11 protein-coding genes and 2 pseudogenes are annotated in these 11,926 nt (G+C 73.5%); 11 read left to right on the plus strand and 2 right to left on the minus strand.

Features of this window, described 5'->3' with window-relative positions; genetic code table 11:
• The 9 genes and pseudogenes from AOQ53_RS22975 to AOQ53_RS23010 all read left to right on the plus strand — a co-directional run.
• Positions 1–182: SpaA isopeptide-forming pilin-related protein (locus AOQ53_RS22975; protein WP_148640367.1), on the plus strand; the 182-nt coding region annotated here is incomplete at its 5' end.
• A 151-nt stretch (positions 183–333) separates the two neighbouring features.
• Positions 334–881: pseudogene (locus tag AOQ53_RS41490) on the plus strand (PAS sensor protein); the annotation flags it as partial.
• Between the two features lie 243 nt (positions 882–1,124).
• The gene (locus AOQ53_RS22980) at positions 1,125–2,216 is read left to right on the plus strand and encodes an SGNH/GDSL hydrolase family protein (RefSeq protein WP_236711760.1); all 1,092 of its coding nucleotides are present in this window, start codon (positions 1,125–1,127) and stop codon (positions 2,214–2,216) included.
• A 76-nt stretch (positions 2,217–2,292) separates the two neighbouring features.
• A complete protein-coding gene (locus AOQ53_RS22985; RefSeq protein WP_059420044.1) occupies positions 2,293–3,126 on the plus strand; it encodes a M55 family metallopeptidase in 834 nt (277 codons plus the stop codon).
• Positions 3,119–4,432: a M20/M25/M40 family metallo-hydrolase gene (locus AOQ53_RS22990; protein ID WP_059420046.1), complete on the plus strand. Its 1,314-nt coding sequence runs from the start codon at positions 3,119–3,121 to the stop codon at positions 4,430–4,432. Before AOQ53_RS22985 ends, AOQ53_RS22990 begins: the two co-directional genes overlap by 8 nt.
• A 16-nt stretch (positions 4,433–4,448) precedes the next feature.
• Positions 4,449–6,479 carry a prolyl oligopeptidase family serine peptidase gene (locus AOQ53_RS22995; protein WP_059420047.1) on the plus strand — a complete coding sequence of 677 codons (2,031 nt, stop codon included), beginning with the start codon at positions 4,449–4,451 and terminating at the stop codon, positions 6,477–6,479.
• Complete coding sequence (locus AOQ53_RS23000) at positions 6,476–7,408, plus strand: S66 peptidase family protein (RefSeq protein WP_059420048.1); 933 nt, start codon at positions 6,476–6,478, stop codon at positions 7,406–7,408. Before AOQ53_RS22995 ends, AOQ53_RS23000 begins: the two co-directional genes overlap by 4 nt.
• Positions 7,409–7,424: 16 nt before the next feature.
• Positions 7,425–8,245, plus strand: a pseudogene (locus tag AOQ53_RS41495) (CocE/NonD family hydrolase); the annotation flags it as partial.
• 32 nt (positions 8,246–8,277) lie between these two features.
• Complete coding sequence (locus AOQ53_RS23010) at positions 8,278–8,841, plus strand: GNAT family N-acetyltransferase (protein ID WP_059420052.1); 564 nt, start codon at positions 8,278–8,280, stop codon at positions 8,839–8,841.
• Between the two features lie 18 nt (positions 8,842–8,859).
• Here the strand turns inward: AOQ53_RS23010 and AOQ53_RS23015 are convergent, their stop codons facing one another.
• Entirely contained in the window at positions 8,860–9,207 is a 348-nt protein-coding gene (locus AOQ53_RS23015; protein ID WP_059420053.1) for a VOC family protein, read from the minus strand.
• 48 nt (positions 9,208–9,255) lie between these two features.
• On the opposite strand from AOQ53_RS23015, the gene AOQ53_RS23020 reads away from it, so the two are divergent.
• Together AOQ53_RS23020 and AOQ53_RS23025 are read left to right on the plus strand one after the other, a co-directional pair.
• On the plus strand, positions 9,256–9,759 hold the full coding sequence (locus AOQ53_RS23020) for a phage holin family protein (RefSeq protein ID WP_059420055.1): 504 nt from the start codon (positions 9,256–9,258) through the stop codon (positions 9,757–9,759).
• Between the two features lie 6 nt (positions 9,760–9,765).
• Positions 9,766–10,794, plus strand: a complete 1,029-nt coding sequence (locus AOQ53_RS23025) for an SDR family oxidoreductase (RefSeq protein ID WP_059420057.1) — start codon at positions 9,766–9,768, stop codon at positions 10,792–10,794.
• A 40-nt stretch (positions 10,795–10,834) separates the two neighbouring features.
• On the opposite strand, the gene AOQ53_RS23030 is transcribed toward AOQ53_RS23025, so the two are convergent.
• Positions 10,835–11,926, minus strand: coding sequence for an enolase C-terminal domain-like protein (locus AOQ53_RS23030; protein WP_059420058.1), 1,092 nt, complete (start codon positions 11,924–11,926; stop codon positions 10,835–10,837).

Here is an 11,926-nt window from a genome sequence, read left to right on the forward strand (position 1 = left end):
ACGTCGCCGGCAACGTCGTCGACACGCTCACCACCGGCCCCGACGGCACGTTCAGGTTCGTCGACCTGTCCTCCGGCGAGTACACCGTCATCGCCGCCGGTTACCCGCCCGTCGCCACCGTGCTCCAGGTGGCCGGGGGCGGCCGCACCGAGCGGGACCTCCAGCTGGGGCACGGGGACTGAACCCGCACCGGCGCGCGGGGTCGCACGCCGGTGCGCACCCCGCGCGAGGAATTCCCGCATTGCCGCACACGGCACCGGCGGTCGCCGTTCGGTGGTGACGCTGGCACAGATCTTGCGGATCCGTGAGGGGAGAGGGCCTGGGCCATGGGCCGTGGCACCGAGAGGGACACACCCGTCGGCCCCGGAGCCGGGCCGCGTCCCCCTGGCCGTGGTCGTCGTCGACCGCGCAGGCCTTGTGCCCCACTGGAGCAGGGGCGCACGGCGCCTGTTCGGTGTCCCCAAGGACGAGGCCATCGGCCGCGCGGCTCTCGACCTGATCCCGTCTCCGGCGCACTCCCCGAGGACCAGGACACCACCCCGTACGAGGCCGACGACGGACCCGGCTCCGGCCTCGAAACGGCCCTCGACGGAGGGCTGTCCTGCCCCGCGGCGGGCCGCGCCCGGCTCACCGCACCCGGCAGCGACCGGGTCGATGTCCTGTGGTGGGCCTACCCCCTGGTCGGTCCCGGACCCGAGCGGCTGCTCGTGCCGGCCGCCGACTCGGACGGGCTGCGCGCCGGTCACACCGGCGATGGGGCGATCCAGCGGACAGCGCCCGGCTTCACGCCCCACACAGACTTCCCCGGGGCGGGGGAGGTGGTGGTCGACCCGGAGGCGTTCGCGCGTGCCCTGGGCGAGGCGCTGGCCGCCGCGGGTGTGAAGGTCCGCGAGAACGCCGAGGTCACCGGATTCCGGTCAGCAGGGCGGCCGGGTCACCGCCCTGCGCACCGCCGACGGCGAACTGCCCTGTGCGGCGGTCGTCGCCGCCGGCCCTCGTGCCCTTCCGCTTCGACCGGCTGCGGAGCTGAGCACGACGCGGCCTGGCGGGCGCATTTTTGTCAGTGTACGGTCATTCTGCCCCGTCCGTGCACCTGCCTCGTCCCCCGGAGGACAGTCATGCCGATGCCCTGGTTACGGATGCTGGTCGCGTCGACGGCGGCGATGGTGCTGGCCGGCCCGTCCGCGGTCGCCACCGCTGCCGCTCCTGACAAGGACGGATTGCGGACGAGCGTGCACACCCCCGGACGGGTCAAGGACGCCGGAGACGTGCTCCAGTACAGCTGGCCCGGCGTGTACTTCGAGGGCCGGTTCCGCGGCACCGGTGTGGGCGTCGTGCTCGACGACCCGGCCGCCGACTACGACGTCCAGATCGACGGAACCACCGTCGCGACCCTCGTCACGCCGGGCAGGACCACCCACTGGGTCGACGGCCTGCGCGACGGCGTGCACACCGTCCGGCTCGTCAAGCGCAACGACACCCCCTGGAGCACCAGCTCGTTCGGCGGTTTCGTCGCCGCGCCCGGCGGTGCCGTCCTCAGCAGACCGGCCGCGCGCAGCCGCCAGATCGAGTTCGTCGGCGACTCCCTCACGGCGGGCTACGGCAACCTCTCGACCTCCCGCGACTGCACCGGCGAGCAGGTCGCGCGCACCACGAACGCCGACGTGAGCTACGGCGCCCTCACCGCCCGGCGGCTGCGCGCCGACTACCAGGTCAACGCGTATTCGGGCCTGGGGATGGTCCGCAACTACAACGGCGGGACGCCGGAGGCGAACTACCGCACCTTCTACGACCGCGCGCTGCTGAACGTGCCCGGCGACGTCTGGCAGAACCCGGGCACCTGGCGGCCGCAGCTCGTGGTGGTCCACCTCGGCACCAACGACTTCTCGACCCCCGTCAACCCGGGCGAGCCGTGGACGGACGAGAGCCTCGCCGCCGCCTACCGCAGCGCCTACAGCGGCTTCCTCCAGAAGCTGCGGGCGCGCTACGGAGCCGGGACCACGGTGGTGGCCGTCGGCGCCGGGCCGTTCGCCGGACATGTGGAGCAGGTCGTCCGGGAACGCACCGCCGCCGGCGACCGCCGGGTCCGCTACTGGCGCCTCGACGACACGGGCCTGGACTTCCTCGGCTGCCACTGGCACTACTCGGCCCGTGACAACCGCCTGCTCGCCGACCGGCTCACCACGTTCATCACGGACCTGCCGATACGGTGGTGACATGTCGTAGCCGGTTCCGCCCGCAGCGCGTAACGTGACGAACCATGAAGATCTCCATCCGGCGGGACGGCTCGTCATGAGAATCCTCATCAGCGCCGACATGGAGGGCGCCACCGGCGTCACCTGGCCCGGCGACGTGCTGCCGGGCGCCTCGCAGTGGGAACGCTGCCGCTCGCTGTTCACCTCGGACGTCAACGCCGCCGTGCTCGGCTTCCACGACGGCGGCGCCGACGAGGTGATCGTCAACGAGGCGCACTGGACCATGCGCAATCTGCTGCTGGAGCAGCTGGACGAACGGGCCCAGTTGCTCACCGGGCGGCACAAGGAGCTGTCCATGGTGGAGGGCGTGCAGCACGGCGACGTGGACGGCATCGCGTTCGTCGGCTATCACGCGGGCGCCGGCATGGAGGGCGTCCTCGCGCACACCTACCTCGCGAACCAGATCACGGGCGTGTGGCTGAACGACGTACCGGCGAGCGAGGGTCTGCTCAACGCGCATGTCGCCGCCGAGTTCGGAGTGCCGGTCGTGCTGGTCACCGGGGACGACGTCGCCTGCGAGGACGCGCTCGGGTACGCGCCCGAGGCGCTGAAGGTCGCCGTGAAGGACCACGTCTCGCGGTACGCCGCCGTGTGCCGTACGCCCGCCAGGACCGCGGCCGACATCCGGGCGGCGGCCAAGGAGGCGGCCTCGCTGGCGGTCCGTCACGAACCCGTGCGCGGGGGCCCGTTCACCGTCGCCGTGGAGTTCGACGCCGAGCACCTGGCCATGGCCGCCACCGTCGTGCCGGGTGTGGACCGGATCGGGGAGCGGAAGGTGGCCTGCACGAGCGAGACCATGTACGAGGGCATCCGCGCCTTCAAGGCGGTCACCACGATCGTCTCGGCCGCGGTGGAGGAGCAGTATGGCTGAGCAGGCGGACGGGCAGGCGCTGGAGGAGGTCGTGACGTTCACGTCCGACCTGATCCGGATCGACACCACCAACCGGGGCGGGGGCGACTGCCAGGAGCGGCCCGCCGCCGAGTACGCCGCCGCGCGGCTCGCCGAGGCCGGCATCGAGCCGACGCTCCTGGAGCGCACCAAGGGCCGCACCAACGTCGTCGCCCGCGTCGAGGGCACCGACCCCTCGGCCGACGCGCTGCTGCTCCACGGCCATCTGGACGTCGTACCCGCCGCAGCCGCCGACTGGAGCGTGCACCCGTTCTCCGGGGAGATCCGCGACGGGGTCGTCTGGGGGCGCGGCGCCGTCGACATGAAGAACATGGACGCGATGATCCTGGCCGTGGTCCGCGCCTGGGCGCGCCAGGGGGTCCGGCCCCGGCGGGACATCGTCGTCGCGTTCACCGCGGACGAGGAGGCCAGCGCCGAGGACGGCTCCGGGTTCCTCGCCGACGAACACGCCGGGCTGTTCGAGGGGTGCACCGAAGGCATCAGCGAGTCGGGCGCCTTCACCTTCCACGACGGCGCCGGACGGCAGATCTACCCCCTCTCGGCCGGTGAGCGGGGCACCGCCTGGCTGAAGCTCACCGCGCGCGGCCGGGACGGGCACGGCTCCAAGGTGAACAACGACAACGCGGTCACCCGGCTCGCGGCCGCGATCACCCGGATCGGCGAGCACGAGTGGCCGCTGCGGCTGACACCGACCGTGCGCGCCGCGCTCACGGAACTCGCCGCGCTGTACGGCATCGAGCCCGACCTGACCGAGGTGGACAGGCTGCTCGACAAGCTCGGACCGGCCGCCCGGCTCGTGGAGTCGACCGTTCGCAACAGCGCCAACCCGACGATGCTGGACGCCGGTTACAAGATCAACGTGATTCCCGGTGAGGCCGTGGCGCACGTGGACGGGCGGTATCTGCCCGGCGGGGAGGACGAGTTCCGCGACACCCTCGACCGGCTCACCGGGCCGGACGTGGAGTGGGAGTTCCACCACCACGAGGTGGCCCTCCAGGCGCCGGTGGACTCGGCGACGTTCGCCCGGATGCGGGCCGCCGTCGAGGAGTTCGCCCCGGAGGGGCACGTGGTGCCGTACTGCATGTCCGGCGGCACGGACGCCAAGCAGTTCTCCCGCCTCGGCATCACCGGCTACGGCTTCACACCGCTGAAGCTGCCGGAGGGCTACGACTACAACGCCATGTTCCACGGCGTCGACGAGCGGGTCCCCGTCGAGGCGCTGCACTTCGGTGTCCGCGTGCTCGACCGGTTCCTGCGGACGGCCTAGGCGAGCGGGGGAGACGGTGCGGACACTGGCGTACGGCGCGTGGCCCTCGCCCATCGACGCGGCCCTGGCCGCCGCGCACGACGGGCACCCGGAGTACGTCGGGTTCGTCGGCGACGAGGTGTGGTGGACCGAACCGCGCCCCGCCGAGGCGGGCAGGCGCACCCTGGTGCGGCGGCACGCCGACGGCCGGGAGGAGTCGCTGCTGCCCGCGCCGTGGAACGTGCGCAGCCGGGTCATCGAGTACGGCGGGCACCCGTGGGCGGCCCTCGCGCAGGAGGACGGCCGCCCGCTGGTGGTCTTCGTGAACTTCGCCGACCAGCGGCTGTACCGGTACGAGCCGGGCGGCGAGCCGCGTCCGCTCACGCCCGTGTCCGACACGGGAGCGGGCCTGCGCTGGGCGGAGCCGCAACTGCGGCCCGAGCGGGGCGAGGTGTGGTGCGTGCTGGAGGAGTTCACCGGAGCCGGGCCCACCGATGTGCGCCGTGTCCTGGCCGCCGTACCGCTGGACGGCTCCGCCGCCCGGGACCGGGACGCCGTACGCGAACTCACCGACGACCGGCACCGGTTCGTGACCGGGCCACGGCTGTCGCCCGACGGGCGGCGGGCGGTCTGGCTCGCCTGGGACCATCCCCGCATGCCGTGGGACGGCACCGAGCTGCTCCTCGCCGACGTCGGCCCCGACGGCACCCTGCACGGCCCCCGGACCGTCGTCGGCGGGCCCGGCGAGTCCATCGCCCAGGCCGACTGGACCCACGACGGCCGCCTGCTGTACGCGAGCGACCGCAGCGGCTGGTGGAACCTCTACCTCGACGGGGAGCCCCTGTGCCCGCGCGAGGAGGAGTTCGGCGGGGCGCTGTGGAAACTGGGCATGCGATGGTTCGCGCCGCTCGACAGCGGCCTGATCGCCGTCGTGCACGGCCGGGGCGCCACCGCCCTCGGCATCCTGGACCCCGAGACCGGTGAGGTCGTCGACGCGGCCGGGCCCTGGACCGAGTTCGACGCCACCCTCGCCGCGCACGGCGAGCGCAGCGAGATGGGGGTCCCCCCGCCCGGAGGGCGGGGGAGGGTCGTCGCCGTCGGGGCCAGCCCGCGCAGCGCCTACGAGGTCGTCGAGCTCGACGACCTCCCCCACGCTCGAACGAACTCGCGCGGGGGCACCCCCATCGGCCACGCCCGCGTCATCGGCGCCGAGCACGACGACGCCGTGGACCCCGCCTACTACCCCGAGCCGCAGATCCGCACCTTCACCGGCCCGGACGGCCGCGACATCCACGCGCACATCTACCCGCCGCACCACCCCGGCTGTGTCGCCCCCGCCGACGAGCTGCCGCCGTACGTCGTCTGGGCGCACGGCGGGCCCACCGGACGCGCTCCGCTCGTGCTCGACCTGGAGATCGCCTACTTCACCTCGCGCGGCATCGGCGTCGCCGAGGTCAACTACGGCGGCTCCACCGGATACGGCCGCGCTTACCGCGAACGGCTGCGCGAGCAGTGGGGCGTGGTCGACGTCGAGGACTGCGCCGCCGTCGCCCTGGCCCTCGCCGAGGAGGGCACCGCCGACCGCGACCGGCTCGCCGTCCGGGGCGGCAGCGCGGGCGGCTGGACCGCGGCCGCCTCGCTCACCACGACCGACGTCTACGCCTGCGGCACCATCAAGTACCCCATCCTGGACCTCACCGGCTGGGGCACGGGTGAGACCCACGACTTCGAGTCGCGGTACCTGGAGGGCCTGATCGGGCCGCTCGCCGACGTGCCCGCGCGCTACACGGAGCGCTCGCCCGCCACCCACGCCGACCGCCTCCGCGTGCCGTTCCTGCTGCTCCAGGGCCTGGACGACGTGATCTGCCCGCCCGCCCAGTGCGAGCGGTTCCTGGCCCGGCTCGGGGACCGGCCGGTGCCGCACGCCTACCTCGCCTTCGAGGGGGAGGGACACGGATTCCGGCGAGCGGAGACCATGGTGCGCGCCCTGGAGGCCGAACTGTCCCTGTACGCCCAGGTGTTCGGGCTGAATCCACCCGGCATCCCGACCCTGGAGCTCGCCGAGTGAGACAACTGCTGCGACCGTCCCGACTCGCCCCCGGCGCCCGCGTGGCCGTCGTCGCGCCCAGCGGGCCCGTGCCCGAGGAGCGGCTGCAGGCCGGGCTCGACGTCCTGCGCGGCTGGGACCTCGATCCCGTGGTGGCGCCCCATGTGCTCGGCCGCGACCGGGAGTTGGACTACCTGGCCGGCACGGACGCCCAGCGGGCCGCCGACCTCCAGAACGCGTGGTGCGACCCGGCCGTCGCCGCCGTGCTGTGCGCCCGGGGCGGGTACGGGGCGCAGCGCATGGCCGACCTGCTCGACTGGGAGGCGATGCGGGCGGCGGGCCCGAAGGTGTTCGCCGGGTTCAGCGACATCACCGTCCTGCACCAGGCGTTCGCCACCCGCCTGGGACTGGCCACCCTGTACGGCCCGGCGGCGGCCGGTGTCGACTTCATCAAGAACGCCCGGGCGCAGGAACATCTGCGGGCGACCCTCTTCGACCCCGAGTCCGTGCGCACCGTCACCGCCGTGCCCCCGGGCGGCACCGCGCTGGTGCCCGGGCGGGCCCGGGGCGTCACGCTGGGCGGCTGCCTCAGCCTGCTCGCGAGCGACCTCGGCACCCCGCACGCCCTCTCCGGTGCCCGGGGCGGGCTGCTGCTGATGGAGGACGTGGGCGAGAGCCCGTACCGCGTCGACCGGTATCTGACCCAGCTCCTGCGTACCGGCTGGCTGGACGGGGTCGCCGGGATCCTGCTCGGGTCCTGGGCGGCATGCGGCCCGTACGAGGAGCTGCGCGCGGTGCTCGCCGACCGGCTCGGCGGCCTCGGCGTCCCGGTCGTGGAGGAATTCGGGTTCGGGCACTGCGAGGGCGCGCTGACGATGCCGCTCGGGGTCTCGGCCGAACTGGACGCCTCGACAGGCAGGTTGACGTTCGATGTGCCGGCTCTGAGCTGAGCACGCCGCTACTGAACGCGCCGCCGACGACGGCACCACCGCCGACTTCGTCACCCTCGACGCCCCCGGCGACCCGTGTCGGCATGATCGGCTGCTCCTACGGCGGCGCCGTCCAGCTCGCGACGGCCTCGGTCGACCACCGCCTCGACGCACTCGTCCCCGTGATCACCCGGAACGACCTGGCGTACTCACTGGGCCCCAACAACGCCGTCGGCGGCAGCGGCGTCCCCGGCGTCTTCAAGTGGCAGTGGACCAACGGCTTCTATCCCATCGGCGAAGGCCAGCCCCTGCTCCAGCCCAGCCCCGACCCCTCCCGCATCAACTCGCTGGCCTGCCTCCACTTCGTCACCCAGCCTGCCGGACCGTGCCCACCCTCAACTCCGGCAGCTACCCGCCGACCGGACCGCCGAGCTGCTCGCCTTCGCCCACCGGGTCTCCCCGGCGTCCTACCTGCACCGCGTCATGACACCCACCCTGCTCGTCCAGGGGCAGGCCGGCACCTTCGCCTGCCACCGCGACTGGGCGACCGACCCGAACCGCTCCGGTGACGCGGCCGACAAGCTGGTCCTCTTCGCCAAGACCTACGACGTCGCGCCCGACGGCACCCGCACCCTCGTGCGCCGCCTGGTCGCGCCGGTCCGGGTGCCGGACGTGACCAAGAGCTCCACCGTCACGCTGCCCGGCATCGTGCACCGGTACGAGACCGGGCACCGGCTGCGGTTCGTGATCGCGGCGAGCGACGACGCGTACTTCGGCAACCGGGGGACCAAGCCGGTGACCGTGGCCAGCGGACCGTGCGAGCCCGGGGTGCTCCAGATGCCGGCCGCCGGGTCCTGAGAAGACACAGCAGGCGCGGTTACTGTGGCGGGATGCCGCACGACGCATCCCGCTACCTCGCCGAAGGTCCCCGGGTGGGCGTACGCCACTTCACCTACGAGGACGCCGCCGAGTTCACCGCCCGCGCGCGGGAGAGCAAGGACCTCCACCACCCGTGGCTCTTCCCGCCCGACACCGCCACGGCGTACACCGCGTACGCCGGGCGGCTGATCGAGGATCCCTCCAAGGCCGGGTTCCTGGTCTGCGAGAAGAGCGACGGGGCCATCGGCGGCTTCATCAACGTCAACAACATCGTCGAGGGCGGCTTCCAGTCCGGGACGCTGGGCTACGGCGCCTTCGCGCACGCCGCCGGGCGCGGGCTGATGCGCGAAGGGCTGGACCTCGTCGTGCGGTACGCGTTCGGCCCGATGCGGCTGCACCGGCTGGAGATCAACGTCCAGCCCATGAACGCCGCGTCGATCGCCCTGGCCCGCAGCTGCGGATTCCGCCTGGAGGGCTTCTCGCCGAAGATGCTCTTCGTCGACGGCGACTGGCGCGACCACGAGCGCTGGGCGATCACCGCCGAGATGATCACCGAGCCGGGGCGGCGGCACTGAGCCGGGCCCCGGCCGGGATCACGCCTGGCGGTCCACGTACTCGTAGACCGACCCGTCCGGATGCAGGGCGATCAGGTTGCGGCCCGCCGGTGAGGCGATGGGGCCCGCGATGATGTGGGCGCCCACCTCGGTCAGTACCTTGTGGGTCTCCTCGACGTCCGTCACGGCGATCGTCGCGGCCACCTTGCGCAGCACCTCCAGTTCGGCCGGCGGGCCGCTCATCAGCAGGAAGCAGCCGATCGCCGCCACCTGGACACCGCCCCGTTCGAAGCGCTGGGCTCTGCCGCCCGCCAGCCGCTCGTAGAAGGGAATCGCGGTCTCGAGGTCGTCGACGCAGACGCGCAGTGTGGCACCCAGAATCTCCATGGGGACGAGCCTAGTTACGCGCAAGGGGGCGAGGGTACCCGGCCGGGTATGAAGCCGCTGGATCACCTGGAGCATCTGGACAAGCACCTGGTCGACGAGCTGGCACAGGTGGCGCGCGAGACCGTCCGGGACGAACTGCGCGAGCAGACGCGCAAGCAGCGCCGCAAGGCCGCGCTGTACGCCGCGTCCGGTGCCCTCGCCCTGTACGCGGGCGCTGCCCTCGCGCTCGCCGTGGGACTGGCCCTCGCCCTCGGCCTGCCCGACTGGGCCGCCGCGCTGATCACCGCCGCGATCCTGGGTGTCGCGGCGTTCGTGCTGCGCGGCATGGCCCGGCCGTCCGCGTCCCGGCCGGGCCCGGCGCACGCGGCCGGCATGGCGCCGGGACCCGAGAAGACCACCGGCCCGGGCACCGGCGTGCCCGGCGGTGTGCCGCCCGTGCCGCCGACCCCGCCCGCCGCCGGACCGGTCGCCGGAGCCGCCGGTGGGCCCGCCCCCGGCGTGGTGCCCCCGCGGCCGACGGACGCCCCCGACGTGCCTCACCGTAGGGCGTGATCCGCTGTGCGCACGACAGAAACACCCCACGGCCGCGTCGTCGTGGTGACCGGGGCCAGCGGCGGCGTGGGACGGGCCACGGCCCGGGCCTTCGCCGCCGGGGGCGACCGGGTCGCCCTGCTGGCCCGGGGAAGCGAAGGGCTCGCCGCCGCGGCCGAGGAGGTGCGGCGCGCCGGTGGCGAGGCCCTCGTCATCGGCGTGGACGTCTCCGACGCCAAGGCCGTCGACGACGCCGCCCAGCAGGTCGTCGACACGTTCGGGCCCATCGACGTCTGGGTCAACAACGCCTTCACCGGGGTCTTCGCGCCCTTCACGGAGATCGGCCCGGACGAGTTCCGCCGCGTGACCGAAGTGACCTACCTGGGCTATGTGTTCGGCACGCAGGCAGCCCTGCGCCATATGCTGCCGCGCGACCGCGGCACGATCGTGCAGGTCGGCTCCGCGCTCGCCTACCGGGGCATCCCGCTCCAGTCGGCGTACTGCGGGGCCAAGCACGCGATCCAGGGGTTCAACGAGTCCCTGCGCTGCGAACTGCTGCACGCGCGCAGTGGGGTGCGTACGACGATGGTGCAGCTGCCGGGCCTCAACACCCCGCAGTTCGACTGGGTGCTGAACCGTATGAAGGGCCGGGCCCGGCCGGTCGCGCCCGTGTACCAGCCGGAGGTCGCGGCCCGGGCGATCGTGTACGCGGCGTCGCACGCGGGGCGCCGCGAGTACTGGGTGGGCGCCTCCACGGCCGCCACGCTCATCGCCAACGCCGTCGTCCCCGGGCTGCTGGAGCGCTATCTGGCGCGCACGGGCTTCTCGTCGCAGCAGGACGAGGACCGGCACGAAGGGCCGGCCAACCTGTGGGCCCCGGCGGACGGGCCGCAGGGCCACGACTTCGGCGCGCACGGGCGGTTCGACGACGAGGCCGTGCACGACAGCCCGCAGCAGTGGGTCTCACGGAACCGGCGGCGCATGGGCGCGGCCCTGACCGTGGGGGCGGCGGGGGTCCTGGCCGCACGCAAACTGGCCGGGCAGGCCCGTAGGTAGGTGCATCTCGGTCGACCGACCGGTCGACATACCGGAGGCTCTAGGCGACCCGGTACTCCGCCACCTCCTGCGTGCGCAGGGTGAGCCCGTGGCCCACTCCCTGGGTCGGGCGGATCGTGCCGCCCGTGGGGTCCAGGGCGCCGTCGAAGAACATGTCCTCGATGCGGACGTGGTCGTGGGACCACTCGATGTGCCGGAGGTTGGGGAGCGAGGCGGCCGCCGCCGCGTGGGCGTGCGGGGCGCAGTGCGCGGAGACCTCCAGGCCGTGGGCGTGGGCCAGCGCCGCCGCGCGCAGGAACTCGGTCAGGCCGCCGCAGCGCGTCGCGTCGATCTGGAGGCAGTCGACCGCCCCGGCCGTGATCATCCGGGCGAGGCTGGGCAGGTCGAAGCCGTACTCCCCGGCCGTCACGTCGGACACCACCGCGTCCCGGACGAGCCTGAGGCCCGTCAGGTCGTCCGAGGACACCGGCTCCTCGAACCAGCCCACGCCGTGCTCGGCGAGGGCGTGGCCGACGCGCACCGCCTGCTTGCGGGTGTAGGCGCCGTGGGCGTCGACGTACAACTCCGCCTCCGGGCCGATGACCTGGCGCGCCGCCCGCACGCGGTGCAGATCGCGGGTCACCTCGCGGCCCCACCCCTCACCGATCTTGATCTTCACGCGCGGGATGTGCTGCCCGTGCACCCAGCCGTTCAGCTGCGCGGCCAGATGCGTGTCGTGGTACGTCGTGAAGCCCCCGCTGCCGTACACCGGCACCAGCTCGTGCCGCACTCCCAGCAGCCGGGCCAGGGGGAGTTCCAGCAACCGGGACTTGAGGTCCCACAGGGCGATGTCCAGTGCCGAGATCGCGCACGACGCGATGCCCGCGCGGCCCGCGTTGCGCACCGAGCGGCACATCGCGTCGTGCACGGCCGGGATGTCCAGGGCGCTCATGCCCTCGACCAGCGGGGCGAGTTCGGCGGTGAGGAAGTCACCGACCGACGCCGGGCCGTACGTCCAGCCCGTGCCGGTGGCGTCGCCTGCCGTCACCTCGCAGATCACCAGGGTCGTGGAGTCCCAGGCCAGCGTGCCGTCCGCCTCGGGGGCGTCCGTCGGCACCGTGTACACGGACGCGACGGGGCGGTGGAGTTCCAT

Source organism: Streptomyces azureus (assembly GCF_001270025.1).
Taxonomy (GTDB): Bacteria; Actinomycetota; Actinomycetes; order Streptomycetales; family Streptomycetaceae; genus Streptomyces; species Streptomyces azureus.